The sequence below is a fragment of the Rhizobium subbaraonis genome, from assembly GCF_900220975.1.
Classification (GTDB): Bacteria; Pseudomonadota; Alphaproteobacteria; order Rhizobiales; family Rhizobiaceae; genus Mycoplana; species Mycoplana subbaraonis.
In genome coordinates this window covers 230,882-249,416 of record NZ_OBQD01000001.1, presented here as the reverse complement: position 1 = coordinate 249,416, position 18,535 = coordinate 230,882, and the positions used below count along the sequence as shown (strand labels likewise).

The following is an 18,535-nucleotide window of genomic DNA, read 5'->3' as shown; positions in this document are numbered from 1 at the left end:
TGCAGGAGTTGAAGTCATAGCAAAGTCGCCACGGGAGACAACGATATTCTGGACGATGACGCCGCGGCTTGCCGCCGTGGCGCTGTGCGTCCTGCCGCTTGCGGGCTGCATGGCCGGCGGCCTCGATCTCGCCTCCGACATGCAGGTGGACAGGTCCGTGAAGACCAGCGCCGTGCCGGGCGAGCGTACGGACAACACCTCGGACGCCGCCACGGTGCGCAACGCCGTTTCCTCCGCCGACCTGACGCGCAATGCCGGCAACCCGATCCCCTGGGCAAATGCCGTGTCCGGCAGTGCCGGCGTCGTGACCGGCGTCGCCGAACGTAGCGACGATGCCGGACGGACCTGCCGCGACTTCACCACGACGCTGCATTCCTATACCGGGATTTCGAATTATGACGGCCGCGCTTGCGTGGGTGGCGACGGAACCTGGTCGCTGACGCGCTTCGACCGCCAGGGATAGGGCCGTTTCAGAGGCTCGGGACCGGCCTGATAACGCCTTGTACACCTTATGCGATTCTGCTTCCTCCGCGTGTAACCATCAGTTAGGAGGTTGCCGGCATCATCGATCCCCGCGGGCTCTGCAGCGAGTCCGGCCGAAGACCGGAGCAGCAAGGCTCCCACAAGGGACGAGACGGGCTGATGTTGATGCGTGATCCTTACAGGGTGCTGGGCGTGCGGCGCGATGCCGAACAGGAAGAGATCAAGGCTGCCTGGCGCACGCTTGCCAAGGCCGTCCACCCCGACCAGAATCAGGACGACCCGTTCGCCAACATCCGCTTCACCGAAGCGGGCCGCGCCTACGAGCTCCTGCGCGATCCGGACAAACGCAGCAAATATGACCGCGCGCACCGCGACGCCGAGGTCCGCCGCGAGATGGAACTGCGCCGCATGGAACAGATGCGCCGCCAGCAGAGCGCGCGCAAGACACAGCCCGACCCTGCCCCGAACGCGAGCGAGACGGCCGAAGACATGGTCTCGCGCATCTTCGGCGTGGATGCCCGCCAGCAGTCGCCGGCATCCGGTGCGGCCGCCGCCCCCGGCACCACCGCACAGCCGTCGGCCGGGACTGGAGCCGTGACGGGGGCCGGCACGGCAGAAAGATCCGCATCGCCCAAGGCTCAGCCGGCCACCTCCGCCGACGAGACCCCCTACGCGCCCGCTCCGGCGCGCCGCACGATTGTCGCTGCCGATATCATTTCCGGCCTCATGCGCCGGATCCGTGGCACCCGTCCGGCGGTCGAAAAGGCACCCGATCTCGCCTGCGACCTGACGGTATCGGTCACGGACCTCGTCAAACAGGCGAAAATGACGCTCGAGGTCGAGGGCGAATCGCTGAAGGTGCCGCTCACTGCGGGCACGACCGAAGGAACGGTCATCCGCCTGCGCGACCAGGGTCATCGCATCAACGACCTCAAGCGTGGTGACGCCGTCGTGACCATCCGCGTCGCGCCGGGCGCGTTCCGGGTGGACGGTTTCGACCTGCGCACGCCGCTGCCGGTGACGATCGAGGATGCCGTACTCGGCTGCGAGACCACCGTGATGGGACCGGCCGACGAACCGCTGCCGGTCACAGTCCCCGCCTGGTCGAGTTCGGACCACATCATCAGGATCGAGGGCCAGGGCCTTGTGGATGCGCAAGGAAAACGCGGAGATCTACTCGTCGAAGTCCGTCTTCTTCTATGGGAGAGGCCCGACGACAAGATGATAGATCTCATGCGCAGCCTGCGTGAGGGGCTCTATTTGTGAAGTTTCGGTGAATACGCACCCATTGTTACGCGCGCTAACAGTTCCTGAACCCGGTGTGCTTGAACCCGCAGGCGGCCTATGCCATAGGCTCAAATCGAATTAAATCTGCAAGGGACATTCCATGGTTCAGGTATCCGGTCTGATGAGCGGCAAGCGCGGCGTCATTATGGGCGTTGCGAACAACCGGTCTATCGCTTGGGGTATCGCCAAGGCCGTTCGTGCCCAGGGGGCGGAAATCGCCCTCACCTACCAGGGCGACGCTCTGAAGAAGCGTGTCGAGCCGCTCGCGGCTGAACTTGGCGGCGTACTGGCCGGGCATTGCGACGTCAGCGACGAGGCATCCATCGACGCGGTCTTCGACAACATCGAGAAGATGTGGGGCAAGATCGACTTCATCGTGCACGCGATCGGCTTTTCCGACAAGGACGAGCTGACCGGCCGCTACGTCGACACGACGCCCGAAAACTTCGCCAAGACGATGCAGATCTCGGTCTATTCGTTCACCTCGGTGGCGCGCCGCGCCGAAAAGCTGATGACGGACGGCGGCTCTATGCTGACGCTGACCTACTACGGCGCCGAGAAGGTCATGCCGAACTACAACGTCATGGGCGTCGCCAAGGCGGCGCTCGAGGCGAGCGTGAAGTATCTGGCGGTCGACCTCGGCCCGAAGAACATCCGCGTCAACGCCATCTCGGCCGGCCCGATCAAGACGCTGGCCGCGTCCGGCATCGGCGACTTCCGCTACATCCTGAAGTGGAACGAGTACAACGCGCCGCTGCGCCGGACCGTGACCATCGAAGACGTGGGCGACGTGGGGCTTTACATGCTTTCGGACCTCTCGCGCTCGGTTACCGGCGAAGTCCATCACGCCGACAGCGGCTATCATGTCGTCGGCATGAAGGCCGTCGACGCCCCCGACATCTCGGTCATCAAGGACTGAGCATCCGGCTCCGGAGCGCAAACGTGCTTGTCTACATGATCCGACACGGCCAGACGGACTGGAACGCGGAAGGCCGCCTGCAGGGTCAGAAGGACATCCCCCTGAATGACACCGGACGCCAGCAGGCGTCCGGCAACGGCCTTGCCCTGAAAAGGATCCTCGGCGAAACCGCCGCGGACTTCGACTATGTCGCAAGCCCGCTCGGGCGCACGCGCGAGACGATGGAGCTTGTGCGGGCGGCCATGGACCTCGATCCCCTCGCCTACCGCACCGACGAACGGCTGGTGGAGGTCTCCTTCGGCGACTGGGAAGGCTTCACGATCTCTGAGCTGAAGCAGACGGTGCGCGACAAGGTGAAGGCCAGGGCGCGCTCGAAGTGGGATTTCATTCCGCCCGGAGAAAACGCCGAAAGCTACGAGATCCTGTCGTGGCGCGTCGGCTCGTGGTTTAACAACATCGAGCGCCCGACGGTCTGCGTCAGCCATGGCGGCGTGTTCAGAGCGCTGTTCAAGTTCAGCGGCATGCCCGTGAGTGACGCGGCCAATGCCCCCGTACACCAGGACCGCATCCTGCGGATCGACGGCAAAGGCGCAGCCTGGATCTGAGTACGGGCCCGGCGCGCCGGAACGCATGCGGGACCCTAACGGCGTCGCCGACGCTGCGGCCGCGCCGGACGACGCAATTTTCAGTTGTTACTGAATGATTTCCAGATCGTCGATGACGCGATTGCCTTCGACCTCGGTGTAGAACACCAGCACCTTCACGCCGGGTGCGAGCCCCTCGAAGTTGAACTCCTCGGGCGCCTGATACTTCTTGCCGTCGTCGAGCGACAGGCTGAGGCCCGTGGTATCGACCTTGGTGATGACCGCCTCTACGTCGGCACTTTCGGCATGGGCCGTCAGCGGCGCCAAGATACTCGCCGCGGCCAGAAGCGCGGCAACGATGAATCGCATCTTGAACCCACCTTTCCATGGAATCGTGTTCTTTTCAGTCACGCTTGATGCCCCTCGAATATGGCGAAATTCGCCCCCGCGCCGTTCCCCTGGTAACTGGATGCCCCGAACGATGCGCCCTAGCAAGGCTCCGCGCGCGCCATCCCGAACAATTTCAGCAGCATGGGCAAAAACCGGCGCCGAATCCCGGCAAGCCATCAATTCAATTTTAATCGCCCCCTCATAACGTGCAGTTGAAACGAGGGGATAACAGCGAGTGCGGGTTGCCAGTCTAGCACGAGGGATCAGAATCGCCGGGGCGTGGGCAAAACCCTCGCTGCTGCCCGCTGCAATCGCCGTGACGGTCGTCCTTGTCGCCGGACACGCCTACGAAAGGCAGAACGAGCGCCTCTACCGCAGCGACCTGCGGGCCAGGGTCGCAAGCGAGCTTACCCTGGTCAGCGCGCGGCTGGAAGGCGAGATCGGCAAGAGCGTGACGGCGCTCCGCGGCATCGCAAACCTGTTCTCCAGCGAACCTGTGCAGGCCAGCGACCAGTTCAATGTCTTTGCCCGCAAACTGCTGGTGCAGAACGTCCAGTTCCGCAGGCTGGCGATCGCCCCCGACGGGGTCGTCGACCAGATATTCCCCTTGCGTGACAACGAACGATATCTCGGCGCCGACCTCAACCGCTTCCAGTCGTTCCGCAGGCCGGCGGAGGCCAGCCGCGCATTCGGCCATCCGCTGATGCTCGGCCCGATGCACCTGCCCGATCGCAGCCGCGCCTTCAACCTGGTGATCCCGATTTCCGGCACCGCAAGGGGCGCCTTCGCGTTCTGGGGTTACATCGAGGGGGTGCTGGACGAGCGCCGGCTGTACCTGGACGCGGGCCTGATCAGTTCCAGGGACGGCGATGCAAGCATCCACTGGCGCGGCAGCTCGAACCTGCGCCTTTCCATCCGCGACATCAGCTTTCCAGCCGCCATCGAGGATCCGTTCTTCGGCGACCCCGCGATCTTCGATGGGGAGGCGGTGCGTCGCACGGTCGAGTTTCCCGGTGGAAAATGGGAACTGGCGGCAGTGCCGGCGAAGGGCTGGGAGCGTCCGCACGAGGACGTGGCCTATATCCGCATCATGACGGCCGGCGCGGCACTTGCGATCATCATACCGATCTTCCTGACCGGCGGTCTCGTCAGCGAGCGGCACCGCCATCTTGCCGGGCTACGCGCCCGGGAGACGGAGATCCATTCGCTGTCGCAGCGGCTCAACCTTGCGCTGCAAGCCTCGAAAACAGGCACCTGGGAGGTCGCGGTCGGCGACCGGCAACGCATCTGGGACCGGCAGATGTACGCGCTGCACGGCCTGCCGGCCGACACGCCGCTCTCCAACGACACATGGACGTCGGTCGTGCATCCGGACGACCGCGCCGCGTCGAGCGCCGCTTTCGAAAGAGCGATGGAGGGTGAGACGGGCTACTGGCTGCAATATCGCGTCGTCCTGCCCGACGGGAGCATCCGCCATATCCGCAACGTCGGCTCGCGCATGACGATGGACGGCGTCGAAAAGCTGACCGGCGTCAGCTGGGACGTGACCGAGGACGTGCAACTGAACGCGCGGCTTCAAGCCGCGAAAGAACGCGCCGACCGGCAGAACGACACGCTTCTGAAGACCACGCAGCGCCTCGAGCTGGCTCTGGACGCCTATCAATGCGGCCTCTGGGAGGCGGATCTTGAAAGCGGGCTGACGCGCTGGGACGACCGCATGTTCCAGCTCTATGGCGTCGACAACACCGGCGAGCCGATCACCCACGACATATGGCTCAACGCCCTTCACCCCGACGACCGCGCACATGCGGAGGCCACCGCGAAGAACACGATCGAAAGCGGCGCCCCCTATCTGCGAAAATCGAGGGTGGTCCATCCCGACGGCACGATTCGCCACCTGCAGTCGGTCGGCAAGCTGCATGTGGAGGCCGACGGCCGCCGCAAGCTGGTCGGACTGGCCTTCGACATCACCGATGACGTGGAGATGAACGAGCAGCTGAGGTCCGCCAAGACCCAGGCGGACCAGCAGAACGCCGAACTCGAGATGGCCCTGCGCGTCCTTTCGGAGCGCGAACAGGAACTTGAGGCGACGACGCGGCGGCTGGACCTGGCGCTCGATTCGTATCAATGCGGCCTGTGGGAGGCGGACCTTGATCGCGGCGGGGCCTATTGGGACGAGCGCATGCACCAGCTCTACGGGCTGGTCTATGTCGATGGAATGGTAACGGAGCGGGACTGGCTCGGCGCGATCCATCCCGATGACCGCCAGCCGACCATCGACAACGTCAACAACTGCATCGCCCGTGAATGGCCCTACGTGCAGCAGGCGCGGATCGTTCTTGCGGAGGGACCGATCCGCCACGTGCGTTCCGTCGGCAAGATCCATCGCGCGCCCGACGGCACCAGGAAGCTTGTCGGAATCGCGTTCGACGTGACCGACGACGTGCGCATGACCGAACGGCTGAGGGCTGCGAAGGAAATCGCCGACGCCAAGAATGCGGAACTGGAACAGGCCAAGATCCGCATCGAGCACAACGCGCTACACGATCCGCTGACGGGCCTTGGCAACCGCAGGCTGCTCGACGACCAGCTGAATGCGCTGGCGACCCGCAGCAGCGAGGAAGAGGTCAGCCTCGGCATCCTCCACATCGACCTCGACCGTTTCAAGCAGATCAACGACACGCTCGGGCATGCCGCAGGCGATGCGCTTCTCGTCCACGCCGCCAAGGTGCTGCGCAACTCGGTGCGCCCGGGCGACCTCGTGGCGCGAATTGGCGGCGACGAGTTCGTCGTCGTGACCGACAGCAACAACAGCGCCGACCTCGCCGCGCTATCCAACCGCATCATCGAACTGATGCGCCAGCCCGTCGACTACAACGGGCACATGTGCCGCTTCGGCGTCAGCATCGGGATCGCGGTGGGCGGCGGCAGAGACCTGGATACCCGCAAGCTTCTCGTCAATGCCGACATCGCGCTCTACCGGGCGAAGGCGCAGGGCCGCAACCGTCACGAATTCTTCAATGCCGTCCTCGAAGCGGTGATCATCCGCAACAAGCGGACGGCCGACGATATCCTGACGGGCATCGAGAACAACGAGTTCGTCCCCTACTATCAGCCGCAGATCTGTGCCCGCACGCTCGAACTTGTCGGCGCGGAGGCCCTGATCCGCTGGCGGCATCCACAGAAGGGCCTGCTTGTTCCCGGACATTTCCTGGAAATCGCCGAGGACCTCAACGTCACCGCGACGCTGGACCGCATCATGCTGGAGAAGGCGCTGACGGATTGCAGCGTCTGGGCGGCGCGCGGCTTCACCATGCCGAAGATTTCGGTCAACGTTTCGGCAAAGCGGCTTCGCGACGAGACGCTGGTCGATAGCCTCGCGGGCCTGTCGATCGCGCCTGGCCAGCTTTCCTTCGAGTTGGTGGAAGCCATCTTCCTCGATGACGCCGACGACCTGGTACAGACCAACATCGAGCGCATCAAGGATCTCGGCATCGACATCGAGATCGACGATTTCGGCACCGGTCACACCTCGATCGTGAGCCTCCTGAAGCTGCGGCCGAAGCGGCTGAAGATCGACCGCCAGCTCGTCGCGCCGATCCTGAACTCGCGCCACGAGCAGGCGCTGGTGCGTTCCATCATCGAGATCGGTCGCTCGCTCGGCATCTCCGTCGTGGCGGAAGGGGTGGAAACCATGGCGCATGCGGAAATGCTCAGCGCGCTCGGCTGCGACCTGCTGCAGGGCTACGCCTTCTCCCGCCCGCTTGCGCGCGATGCTTTCCTCGACTACGCCATCGAGAAGCGGTGGCGATCGGCTTCCTGAGCAGGCGTCCGGTCGCAATCAGGGCCCGCCATCGGCGCGCTTCAAGCGAAAAGACTTCAACTTTTCCGCAATCGGTTCTATGAGTGCGCCCGAACAGAGCGGAACGCGGGCGCTCCCGCGGACCGGTACGAGGCGTTCCGGCAGGGTTTCATGTCACACAATACATTCGGTCAACTTTTCCGCGTCACCACGTGGGGCGAAAGCCACGGACCGGCACTGGGCTGCGTCGTCGACGGCTGCCCGCCCGGCCTGCGCTTCACGCTTTCCGAAATCCAGGCCTGGCTCGACAAGCGCAAGCCCGGCCAATCACGCTTCGTCACGCAGCGGCGCGAGGACGACCTGGTGCGCGTCCTCTCCGGCGTCATGTTCGACGAGGACGGCGTGACCATGACGACGACCGGCACGCCCATCTCGATGATGATCGAGAACACCGACCAGCGTTCCAAGGACTATTCGGAGATCGCCAAGCGCTATCGCCCGGGACATGCCGATTTTACCTACGACGTGAAGTACGGCATCCGCGACTATCGCGGTGGCGGGCGCTCCTCGGCACGCGAGACGGCCGCGCGCGTCGCAGCCGGCGGTATCGCGCGCAAGGTCGTTCCGGGCCTTAACGTTCGGGCGGCCCTCGTCCAGATCGGCAAGCACCGCATCAACCGCGACAACTGGGACTGGAGCGTGGTCGATACCAACCCGTTCTTCGCCCCGGACCCGGACATCGTCCCGGTATGGGAAGACTACCTCGACGCGATCCGCAAGGCGGGGTCCTCCGTCGGTGCCGTCATCGAAGTGGTGGCCGAGGGCGTGCCGGCGGGCATCGGCGCGCCGATCTACGCCAAGCTCGACCAGGACATTGCCGCCAACCTCATGTCCATCAATGCGGTCAAGGGCGTGGAGATCGGCAACGGCTTCGGCGCAGCGGAAATCACCGGCGAGGAAAACGCCGACGAGATGCGCATCGGCCCGGACGGCCAGCCGGTGTTCCTCTCGAACCACGCCGGCGGCATTCTGGGTGGAATCGCCACCGGCCAGCCGGTGATCGCGCGCTTCGCCATCAAGCCCACCTCCTCCATCCTGACCGAGCGCCGCTCGATCGACAGCGACGGCAAAGAGGTGGACGTCCGCACCAAGGGCCGGCACGATCCGTGCGTCGGCATCCGCGCCGTGCCGATCGGCGAGGCGATGGTGGCATGCGCGATTGCGGACCACTATCTGAGGGACCGCGGCCAGACCGGCCGGCTGAAGTAAAAGCAGAACAGCATTCCTCCAGCGTGCGCAAACGCGGTTCAGCCACAATCCGCCGATATGGCGGCCCCGCCGAGGGCGGATACCGGCATGAACGTCAACCGTGGAACGTAGAGGCTGCATGAAGCAACACGAGCAATTGCGACTGGTGATGCATATCGGTCCCCACAAGACCGCGACCACCTATATGCAGGCGAACTTCCACCACAATGCCGAGGACCTGCAGCGGCGGGGCTGGCTCTATCCGGTGGTCGGCGAACGTGTCGCTACCGCCCACCATGACCTGTCCGACAACGAAGGCCAGTTCCTGCGGCGGAAGGGAAAGGCCTTCGAGGATTTTCTCAAGGTGATCCGCAAGGCGGATCGCGAAGGGCTGAACGTGCTTCTGTCGTCGGAAGGCTTCCGCCGCTGGAAGAAGGAGCATTTCGAGGCGATCCGCGAGATCATCGGCGAACGGCGGCTGCACGTCGTCTATGCGCTGCGCGACCCGCTCGACACGCTCTATTCCTTCTGGGCGCAGAAGGCGAGCATGGGACCTGCACCGAGCCTGCCGGCCTGGATCGCGCGACCGCTGAAGAACCCCTCGCGGGCGACCTACCTCAACCCCCTACGGGAGATCGGGCCGGTAATGGAACTGCCGGGCATCGACTACACCGTGCTGCTCTTCGAAGAGATCCGCCGCCGCAAGCTGGATATCTACGCCTATTTCCTCCAGACCGTGCTCGACATCCAGGACATGAAGGCGACCAGGCCGCCGGCAAACGAACGCCTGCCGATCGAGCTGACCGAATTCATCCGCATGCTGGCCAAGGACAGCGGCTTTCCGACGGGGCGCGGCAACAGCCGCAAGGCGCTGCATATCGGCCAGGTGATACGCTTCCTTTTCACCCCGGAGGAAAAGACGCGGATTGTCGCGACGATCGCTGAAAACGCCGCTGGCGCCCGGCGGACGCTGACGCTGCCGCGCGAGACCCGACACTTCCGAAACACAGAGAGGCGGCTGGTCTCAACGCTCGGGTCGCGCATGCATCCCCTGCCCGAGAGCGGCAACATCTTCGTGCAGACGCCGGCGACCTACACCTACTATGACGAGGACGAACTGCGCCAGGTCCCGGCCGTGCGGGAACTGCTGCAATCGGCCATGCGCAAGACGCGCAAGACCTATCCCCCGCTTGCGGCGATGAACATCGGCAAGCGCATGCTGGTGAATTGGCGCAAGATCCGCAAGCACGTCCGCTTCTGAGCCGGTTTCAGTCGCCCAGCCAGCCGTCGAGATAACGGACGCGCTCGACGCCTGTGAAACGGGAAAGGCGCGCCAGTTCCGCCTCCAGCCTCTCCAGCCGGCCGGACGTCGCCTTGACCTTTGGCTCCAGCCAGAGCCTGCGGACGACGAGCTCGCCGGCCTTGCGATCCGCCTTCATGTCGATGCGCCCGACCAGCCGGTCGCCTTCCAAAAGCGGAAAGACGTAGTAGCCGTACTGGCGCTTCGGCTCCGGCACGAAGACCTCGATGCGATAGAAGAAGCCGAACAGCCGTTCCGTCCGGTTGCGGTCCCGGATCAGCGGATCGAACGGCGACAGCACCCGCAACCGGGCCGGCGCCTCCGGTGCCTTCCGTGCCAGTTCGTCGAAGCCTGCAAAGGCAAAGGACTGCCTTGGCCGGCCACCATCCAGCGGCTCGATGCGGACTTCGCACAATTCAGGCCTGCGCGCATCGATCCATGCCTTTGCTTCGTCCGGCGAAACGAGGTCCCAGAAGGCTGCGATCTCGCCATGCGTCGCAAATCCCAGGCGCAGCAGCGCGCTGCGGCAGGCCCAGTCGACGAAGGCGTCGTGATCCACCTCCGGCTCGTGGTGGCGGCCGGGCAGAACCCTTTCGGCCAGATCGTAGACCTTCTGGAAATTCTCGCGGCGCGCGATCGCAACCTTGCCGGTACGCCAGAGATACTCCAGCGCCGTCTTGCTGGGATGCCAGTTCCACCAGCCGCCGGATTCGTGCTCGGCCGCCTTCAGCTCGCGCGACATCACAGCACCCCCTTCGGCGATCCGCCGGTAGGTTTCCTCGAAGCTGGAATCGAACCCTTCCCCCTGCCAGCGGCGCCAGCGATCGAGGATCGCCGCGTGCTCGCGGCGGAACTTGTGCTTCCAATAGGGATAGAAGGCGCTCGGAATGATAGAGGCGTCGTGCGTCCAGTTCTCGAACAGTTCGCCGTCCTTCTCCAGAAGATCGGCAAGATGCTCGCGGCGGTAGGTCTGGTTGCGCGAGAACAGGATCTGGTGGTGCGCGCGTTCGACGGTGGCGATGCTGTCCACCTGGACGAAGCCGATGTCCTGGATCAGCTGCAACAGGCCGTCCTTGCCGAGCAGGCGACCGGGCGGCCCGCTGAGGCCCTGCTTTGACAGGAAGATGCGCCGGGCATCCGCGTTCTTCAGAAGAATCGTCATGGGCGCATGATAGGCATATATTCCCACGCCTTCCAACCCGGTTTCCTTTGCGGGGCGAACCGGCTATAGCCGCCTCACCTTACCGGTTGGGGAGTGCCAATTTGGAGATCGTCTTCAGCGACGCGTCGGTCAGTTTCGCCGGGCGAACTGCGCTGCATCCGCTGTCCCTGACGCTTTTTGAACGACGCATCGGCATCATCGGCCTGAACGGCTCCGGCAAGACGACGTTCGCGCGGCTGATCAACGGGCTGGTGCGCCCGACGACCGGCCGCGTCACCATCGGCGGCCTTGACACCGTCGCCGACGAGGAGGCGGCGCGCGGCCGGGCCGGGTTCATCTTCCAGAACCCGCAGCATCAGATGATCCTGCCGGTGCTGGCGGAGGACATCGCGTTCGGGCTGAAGAACCGCGGCCTTTCGGCCACCGAGATCGCCGGCAGGACGGAAGCGGTGCTGCAGCGCTTCGGCATCCCGCATCTCGCCCGTCGGCGCATCCACGAACTGTCGGGCGGGGAAACCCAGCTCGCCGCCATCGCAAGCGTGATGGTGACGGGCCCGGACGTGCTGATCCTCGACGAACCGACCAACCAGCTGGACCTGAAGAACCGCCGCCTCATCGAGAAGACCGTGGCCGACCTTCCCGAACAGGCAATCGTCATCACGCACGACCTGGGTCTGCTGGACAGCTTCGATCGCGTGCTGCTGTTTCATCAGGGCAGGCTTGCCGCCGACGCCCCTCCCGAGGACGCCATTTCGCGCTACCGGGAGATCGCCGCATGCTGACCGGGCTCGACATCGAGGGCACGACGCTTTTGCACCGGACGTCGGCGCGGCTGAAGCTGATCGTGCTTTTCGCCGTGGCAGCCGGCCTTTTTGCCGTCTCCAACGTGTGGCTCCTAGTCGCCTTTGCGATCATTGCCGCCGGGCTCTACGCCTCGACCGGCATAGGACTGCGCGAGGCGTTTCGGCGCGTACGCTTCGTCCTCTTCACCGTGCTTCTGGTGGCCCTGGCGAACTATCTGTTTCACTCGCTTTCGGACGCGCTGGCCGTCCTTTTCCGCCTTGGCACGCTGGTTCTCCTGGCAGCGGCGGTGACGGCGACCACCACCGTTTCGGCCTTCATGGACGAAATTGCCGTGCTGCTGCGCCCGCTGGAACGGCTTGGACTGCTGCGGGCTGCCGATGTGAGCCTTGCCGTCGGGCTGGTGCTGCGCTTTGCACCGGAGATCCTGGCACGGTACGGCGACATCCGCGAGGCGCATCGCGCACGCGGCCTGCGCGCGCGGCCGCTCGGTGTACTCGTGCCGCTTGTCATCCTCACCCTCAAGGACGCCGATACGATCGCGATGGCGATTGACGCCCGCGGCTTTCGGCGGCAATAACCTCGATAACGCCAACACTGAGACAGGCAGCAGGCACCTCCATGAGCACCAGAGACATCGTCCTCGTCGCGCTGTTCGCAGCCATCATTGTCGTGCTCGGCATGCTGCCGCCGATCACCTTCGGCTTCATTCCCGTGCCGATCACAGCGCAGTCGCTCGGCGTGATGCTGGCGGGATGCATCCTCGGCGCCAAGCGCGGCGCGGCCGCCTGCCTGCTCGTCGTTCTTCTGGTCGCGATCGGCCTGCCAGTGCTGTCGGGCGGTCGGGGCGGACTTGCCGTCTTTGCCGGGCCTACCGCCGGCTATCTCGTCGGCTGGATTGCCGGCGCCTTCGTCACCGGGCTGATCGCCGAGCGGCTTGTGCGCGACAGCCAGACGGAGTTCATGCAGTTCGCGAGCTTCTTCCTCGCAGCCGTCGTCGGCGGCATCGGCGTCGTCTACCTGCTCGGCATCGCATGGCTGTCCTTCATGAGCGGCAAGGCATTTGTCGAGACCGCGATCGCTTCGCTCGTGTTCATCCCGGGCGACCTGATCAAGGCAGTCGTGGCGATGCTGGCGGCGCGCGCGGTCCAGGCGGGATATCCGCTACTGCCGATCAGGACCTGAGTTCTCAAGACGCAACCGGCCCACGTATCGTCCGCGCGAACAGATGGTGACGGACCGGCGGCTGTTGAAAAACAGCGCGTTGGAACCCATTTCCCGTGGACCCTGCCCGTGACAGAAGGTAGCGTCGAACCATGACGACGATCCTCTTCGAGAACCCGATCTTCCTTGAGCACAAGACCCCCGAAGGCCACCCGGAGCGACCGGACAGGCTGCGGGCGCTGAACCTTGCGCTCGAGCACGAGCGGTTTCAGCCGCTCGTGCGGCGAGAGGCCCAAAAGGCAAACGAGGATTTCGTTCTGCTTGCGCATCCCGAAAGCCACCTGCGCAGCGTGATGGCCGAGATACCCGAGGAAGGGATCAACCAGTTCGAGGCCGACACCTATGCCAGTCCCGCCAGCCTGCAGGCGGCGCTGACCGGCGTCGGCGGCGCAATCGCCGCCGTGGACGCCGTCTTTGCCGGCGAGGCTGACAACGTCTTCGTCGCCTCGCGCCCGCCGGGCCATCACGCCGAGAAGACGAAAGCCATGGGTTTCTGCTTCTTCAACAATGCCGCGATCGCCGCCCGGCACGCGCAACGGGCGCACGGCGTGGAGCGCATCGCAATCATCGACTGGGACGTCCATCACGGCAACGGCACCCAGGACATCTTCTTCGACGACCCGTCGGTGCTGTTCTGCTCGACGCACCAGATGCCGCTCTATCCTGGCACCGGCGCAAAGGACGAGACCGGCGCCGGCAACATCGTGAACGCGCCGCTGTCGCCCGAAACCGGAAGCGATCATTTCCGCGAAGCCTTCAGAAGCCGGGTGCTGCCGCGGGTGACTGACTTCCGCCCGGACCTGATCATCATCTCGGCCGGCTTCGATGCCCACCACCGCGACCCCCTCGCCCAGCTTCACCTCGTGGCCGACGATTTCGACTGGGCCACGGCAAAGCTGATGGAGGTGGCGGAGCGCTCCGCCTCAAACCGGGTGGTCAGCCTGTTGGAAGGCGGCTACGACCTGCAGGGGCTGGCCGAATCGGCCGCCACGCACATCCACCGGCTGATGAGAGGATAATCATGACAACGTTGACGACCGCCGCGGACGTTTCCGCCCTTTCCTTCGAACAGGCCGTGGAGGAGCTGGAGAAGATCGTGGCCGCGCTGGAGCGCGGCGACGTCGCCCTCGACAAATCGATCGAGATCTACGAACGGGGCGAAGCGCTGAAGAAGCACTGCGAGAAGCTGCTGGGCGCTGCCGAAAATCGAATCGAGAAGATCAGGCTCGACCGCGCCGGAGCGCCGCAGGGCGTCGAGCCGCTCGACAACGGCTGACTGCCGTAAGGCCGCCGCTCACGGCAAAGGTCACGCATTCGTGACATTCCCGGTATTCGCCGGAAAGTCCCCCGCAACACCCGCCAACCCGGCCGTCGGACGCCGGGTTTTCAGTGTCGTTTCGGGCCACTTTTCCCGGACACACAGAATTGTCACGATCAGCCTTGGGGTCGCCCAAGTTTGCAAAATGATATCTAGGGTGTTGATTTTTTCACCGGATCATATCAAGTAGCCCCCATATATGGAGCTACCTCAATAAATGGGGCACTCGTATATTAGTGCCGTCCCTCCCACGGCACGCGACGCAATGGCAATCACAGGCGGCAGACGGCTCATGGAACGACGAGCGGAAAAAGCGGACGGCAGGGAACTTCCTCCCCCCCTGCCCCGCCAACACCCGCACTGGAGCGTTCAGCCGGCAAGCCCAGCCGCTCAGATTGCCCAAGTCAAAAAGCAAGGCCATAAGATGCTAAGTCATTCCCAAACTCCCGAATACCGACAGACCGTCACCGGCGGCAGCCGTGAAATCCTCGACCGCGTGGGCGACAAGTGGTCGCTCTCTGTCATCGGCGCGCTCCGCGCGGGGCCGCTGCGTTTCAACGAACTGAAGAAGCAGGTCACCGGCATCTCCCAGCGCATGCTGACCCTGACCCTGCGCTATCTGGAACGTGACGGGCTCGTTACCCGCACGATGTTTGCCACCATCCCGCCGCGCGTCGATTATGCACTGACACCGCTCGGCTTCAAATTGATGAAGCCGGTCTGCGAGCTCGTCGAATGGGTTCAGGAAAACAGTGCCGAGATCGAGGCGGCGCAGAGGTCGTTCGACGAGCAGACGGTCCCCGTCCCGCTGACCTGAACAGTCCGTTCACAACAGCTGGCCGGCAAATTCCTTGCAAGCCTGCACGGCCTCCTGTTCACTGCCTGAAACCAAGGACAGGAGGCGAGACATGAGCTTTTTCCCCGGACCGGACCCCGTTGCAGGCGATTCCGCCGCCTGCAACGCGCTCGAAAACCTGATCATCCCGCGCACCAGCGACCTCGGCGGCTTCGAGGTCCGGCGTGCGCTGCCGACCGCCAAGCGCCGCCTCGTCGGCCCGTTCATCTTTTTCGACCGCATGGGACCGGCGCTGTTTCGTGCCGGTGACGCGATCGACGTGCGCCCCCACCCGCATATCGGCCTTTCGACCGTCACCTACCTCTTCGACGGCGAGATCAAGCATCGCGACAGCCTGGGAACGGAAATGGTGATCCGTCCCGGCGACCTGAACCTGATGACGGCCGGACGCGGCATCGTCCATTCCGAACGCTCGCCCGAGAACGTTCGCGGGCATCCGCACGGCCTTTCCGGCCTGCAGACCTGGCTGGCCCTGCCAGACGGGCAGGAGGAGGTCGATCCCGCCTTCGTCCATGCGACGCGGGACAAGCTCCCCGTCTTCGAGGACAACGGCATCAGCGGGCGCGTGATCATCGGCCACTACGAGGGCCACCGCTCGCCGGTCAAAGTGGCGACCGACACGCTCTACACCGATTTGACGCTGAGCCCCGGCGCGAGCGCTCCGCTTGCAGCCGACTGGGAAGAGCGCGCAGTCTACGTGCTCTCCGGCGAACTCGACGTCGCCGGCGACCTCTTTGGCCCTGACCGGCTGCTGGTCTTCCGTCCCGGTGACGCGATAACGCTCAAGGCGGGCGCGGAAGGCTGTCACGTCGCCCTGTTCGGCGGGGCGGCACTGGGCTCGAAGCGCTATATCTGGTGGAACTTCGTGTCGTCCTCTAAGGAGCGGATCGAACAGGCGAAGGAAGAGTGGCGTACGGGCCGCTTCGACATCGTCCCCGGCGACGAGGAAGAATTCATTCCGCTGCCGGAAAACTGAGCCTGGGGATAAGCCTGGGGATGGTGCTTTGCCCCGACAATGCCTACTTGTCACGTCAGGAGACACCGAATGCGACGCATGCCACGGTTTCCTTGACCAGAATGGCGAACTATTCTGGCGTAAAGGTTGCAAACAGCGCCGCATTCGGCAATGACAGATAACGAGAGGATTTCGGCTGCGCCCGAATGAGGCCCAGCCGCCTATCCGCAAACAGCGCATCAAGAGTGAGACAATTGCCAGCCACGCCCCTGCTCGACCAGGTCAACATCCCGGCGGATCTGAAGAAGGTGGACGACAGCGCCCTGCCGCAGCTCGCAGCCGAGCTCCGCAGCGAGATGGTCGATGCCGTCTCGATGACCGGCGGCCACCTGGGGGCCGGTCTCGGCGTCGTGGAATTGACGATTGCCATTCACAAGGTCTTCAATACGCCGCATGACCGGCTGATCTTCGATGTCGGGCATCAATGCTACCCGCACAAGATCCTGACCGGGCGGCGCGACCGCATCCGCACGCTCAGGCAGGAAGACGGCCTCTCCGGCTTCACGCGGCGCGCCGAAAGCGAATACGACCCCTTCGGCGCCGCCCATTCCTCGACCTCGATCTCCGCCGGCCTCGGCATGGCGGTCGCCTCTGAGCTTTCAGGTACGCAGCGCAACGTGATCGCGGTGATCGGCGACGGGGCGATGTCGGCCGGCATGGCCTATGAGGCGCTGAACAATGCCGGCGCGCTCGATGCGCGCCTGATCGTCATCCTCAACGACAACGACATGTCGATCGCCCCGCCGACGGGCGCGATGAGCGCCTATCTGGCGCGGCTCGCCTCGGGCCGCACCTACATGGGCTTCCGCGAACTCGGCAAGAAGATGACGGCCTATCTCGGCAAGTCCGTCGACCGGGCAATCACGCGGGCGGTAGAGCATGCCCGCGGCTACGTGACCGGCGGCACGCTGTTCGAGGAGATGGGCTTCTACCATATCGGCCCGATCGACGGCCATTCGTTCGACCACCTGCTGCCGGTGCTGCGCAATGTGCGCGAGAACGCCAAGGGCCCCGTCCTGATCCACGTGGTCACGCAGAAGGGCAAGGGCTATCCCCCGGCGGAAGCCGCCGCCGACAAATATCACGGCGTCAACAAGTTCGACGTCATCACCGGCGCCCAGGCGAAGGTGAAGCCGAACGCGCCCTCCTATACCGCTGTCTTTGCGGACGCGCTGATCGAGGAGGCCGCCCACGACGACAAGATCATCGGCATCACCGCCGCGATGCCGAACGGCACCGGCCTGGACAAGTTCGGCGGCATCTACCCGAGCCGTCTGTTCGACGTCGGCATTGCCGAGCAGCACGCCGTGACGTTTGCCGCCGGTCTTGCCGCCGAAGGCTACAAGCCGTTTGCCGCACTCTACTCGACGTTCCTGCAGCGCGCCTACGACCAGGTGGTGCATGACGTCGCCATACAGGGCCTGCCGGTGCGCTTTCCGATCGACCGGGCGGGTTTCGTGGGCGCGGACGGGCCGACGCATGCCGGCGCGTTCGACACGACCTATCTCGCCTCGCTGCCCGGCTTCGTCGTGATGGCAGCGGCTGACGAGGCCGAACTGAAGCACATGGTGCGCACAGCCGCAGCCTATGACGAAGGCCCGATCTCGTTCCGCTATCCGCGCGGCGAAGGCGTCGGCGTCGACCTGCCGGCACGCGGCGAAGTCCTTGCGATCGGCAAGGGACGCGTCGTCAAGCAGGGCTCGAAGGTGGCACTGCTCTCGTTCGGAACGCGGCTTTCGGAATGTCTGCTCGCGGCCGAGGATCTCGATGCGGCGGGACTGTCGACGACGGTGGCCGATGCCCGCTTCGCAAAGCCGCTCGATCAGGACCTGATCCGCCAGCTTGCCAGACACCACGAGGTGCTGATCACAATCGAAGAGGGCGCCGTCGGCGGTTTCGCCAGCCACGTGCTGCAGTTCCTCGCCCATGAGGGCCTGCTGGAGAGCGGGCTCAAGGTGCGGCCGCTGATCCTGCCCGACACCTGGATGGAACAGGCCAAGCCCGAGGCGATGTATGCCAAGTCGGGCCTCGACCGCGCCGGCATCGTTTCGGCCGTTTTCAAGGCGCTCGGCCAGAAGGATCTCGGCGTCGGCGCCGCCGGCTGATCCCGCCGAAAATTCACCTGCATGGCCAGGGCGGAAGAGCA

The 18,535-nt window shown here is 64.7% G+C and carries 17 protein-coding genes; 15 read left to right on the top strand and 2 right to left on the bottom strand.

Translation table 11 applies throughout. From position 1 onward, the window contains the following. The first annotated feature begins 55 nt into the window (after nt 1–55). The 4 genes from CRO48_RS01090 (at nt 56) to CRO48_RS01075 (ending at nt 3,294) form a co-directional block, all read left to right on the top strand. On the top strand, nt 56–463 hold the full coding sequence (locus CRO48_RS01090) for an RT0821/Lpp0805 family surface protein (RefSeq protein WP_097135594.1): 408 nt from the start codon (nt 56–58) through the stop codon (nt 461–463). Between the two features lie 185 nt (nt 464–648). Continuing rightward, nucleotides 649–1,749 carry a DnaJ C-terminal domain-containing protein gene (locus CRO48_RS01085; protein WP_097136052.1) on the top strand — a complete coding sequence of 367 codons (1,101 nt, stop codon included), beginning with the start codon at nt 649–651 and terminating at the stop codon, nt 1,747–1,749. 121 nt (nt 1,750–1,870) lie between these two features. Then, nucleotides 1,871–2,689, top strand: coding sequence for an enoyl-ACP reductase FabI (gene fabI / locus CRO48_RS01080; RefSeq protein ID WP_097135591.1), 819 nt, complete (start codon nt 1,871–1,873; stop codon nt 2,687–2,689). 23 nt (nt 2,690–2,712) lie between these two features. Further along, nucleotides 2,713–3,294, top strand: coding sequence for a histidine phosphatase family protein (locus CRO48_RS01075; protein WP_097135589.1), 582 nt, complete (start codon nt 2,713–2,715; stop codon nt 3,292–3,294). 87 nt (nt 3,295–3,381) lie between these two features. On the opposite strand, the gene CRO48_RS01070 is transcribed toward CRO48_RS01075, so the two are convergent. After that, nucleotides 3,382–3,642 (bottom strand): DUF1344 domain-containing protein, encoded by a 261-nt coding sequence (locus CRO48_RS01070; RefSeq protein ID WP_097135587.1) that lies wholly within the window; start codon nt 3,640–3,642, stop codon nt 3,382–3,384. A 337-nt stretch (nt 3,643–3,979) separates the two neighbouring features. Here CRO48_RS01070 and CRO48_RS01065 point away from each other — a divergent pair, with 337 nt between their 5' ends. From CRO48_RS01065 to CRO48_RS01055, 3 genes are all read left to right on the top strand, one after another. Continuing rightward, on the top strand, nt 3,980–7,486 hold the full coding sequence (locus tag CRO48_RS01065; RefSeq protein WP_097135585.1) for a bifunctional diguanylate cyclase/phosphodiesterase: 3,507 nt from the start codon (nt 3,980–3,982) through the stop codon (nt 7,484–7,486). A gap of 150 nt (nt 7,487–7,636) precedes the next feature. After that, a complete protein-coding gene (gene aroC / locus CRO48_RS01060; protein WP_097135583.1) occupies nt 7,637–8,734 on the top strand; it encodes a chorismate synthase in 1,098 nt (365 codons plus the stop codon). 118 nt (nt 8,735–8,852) lie between these two features. Next, a complete protein-coding gene (locus tag CRO48_RS01055) occupies nt 8,853–9,974 on the top strand; it encodes a hypothetical protein (RefSeq protein ID WP_097135581.1) in 1,122 nt (373 codons plus the stop codon). 7 nt (nt 9,975–9,981) lie between these two features. On the opposite strand, the gene CRO48_RS01050 is transcribed toward CRO48_RS01055, so the two are convergent. Next, entirely contained in the window at nt 9,982–11,175 is a 1,194-nt protein-coding gene (locus CRO48_RS01050) for a winged helix-turn-helix domain-containing protein (RefSeq protein ID WP_097136051.1), read from the bottom strand. 101 nt (nt 11,176–11,276) lie between these two features. Here CRO48_RS01050 and CRO48_RS01045 point away from each other — a divergent pair, with 101 nt between their 5' ends. From CRO48_RS01045 to dxs, 8 genes are all read left to right on the top strand, one after another. Next, on the top strand, nt 11,277–11,957 hold the full coding sequence (locus CRO48_RS01045) for an energy-coupling factor ABC transporter ATP-binding protein (protein ID WP_097135579.1): 681 nt from the start codon (nt 11,277–11,279) through the stop codon (nt 11,955–11,957). After that, nucleotides 11,951–12,556: an energy-coupling factor transporter transmembrane component T family protein gene (locus CRO48_RS01040; RefSeq protein ID WP_097135578.1), complete on the top strand. Its 606-nt coding sequence runs from the start codon at nt 11,951–11,953 to the stop codon at nt 12,554–12,556. Before CRO48_RS01045 ends, CRO48_RS01040 begins: the two co-directional genes overlap by 7 nt. A gap of 41 nt (nt 12,557–12,597) precedes the next feature. Then, on the top strand, nt 12,598–13,161 hold the full coding sequence (locus tag CRO48_RS01035) for a biotin transporter BioY (protein ID WP_097135576.1): 564 nt from the start codon (nt 12,598–12,600) through the stop codon (nt 13,159–13,161). A gap of 131 nt (nt 13,162–13,292) precedes the next feature. Continuing rightward, nucleotides 13,293–14,219, top strand: a complete 927-nt coding sequence (locus CRO48_RS01030; RefSeq protein ID WP_097135574.1) for a histone deacetylase family protein — start codon at nt 13,293–13,295, stop codon at nt 14,217–14,219. A 2-nt stretch (nt 14,220–14,221) separates the two neighbouring features. Then, nucleotides 14,222–14,476, top strand: a complete 255-nt coding sequence (locus CRO48_RS01025) for an exodeoxyribonuclease VII small subunit (protein WP_097135572.1) — start codon at nt 14,222–14,224, stop codon at nt 14,474–14,476. Nucleotides 14,477–14,942: 466 nt separating this feature from the next. Continuing rightward, nucleotides 14,943–15,335: a winged helix-turn-helix transcriptional regulator gene (locus CRO48_RS01020; RefSeq protein ID WP_097135570.1), complete on the top strand. Its 393-nt coding sequence runs from the start codon at nt 14,943–14,945 to the stop codon at nt 15,333–15,335. 91 nt (nt 15,336–15,426) lie between these two features. Further along, a complete protein-coding gene (locus CRO48_RS01015) occupies nt 15,427–16,350 on the top strand; it encodes a pirin family protein (RefSeq protein WP_097135567.1) in 924 nt (307 codons plus the stop codon). A gap of 224 nt (nt 16,351–16,574) precedes the next feature. Beyond that, nucleotides 16,575–18,494 carry a 1-deoxy-D-xylulose-5-phosphate synthase gene (gene dxs, locus CRO48_RS01010; RefSeq protein WP_176526612.1) on the top strand — a complete coding sequence of 640 codons (1,920 nt, stop codon included), beginning with the start codon at nt 16,575–16,577 and terminating at the stop codon, nt 18,492–18,494. The last annotated feature ends 41 nt before the right edge of the window (nt 18,495–18,535 follow it).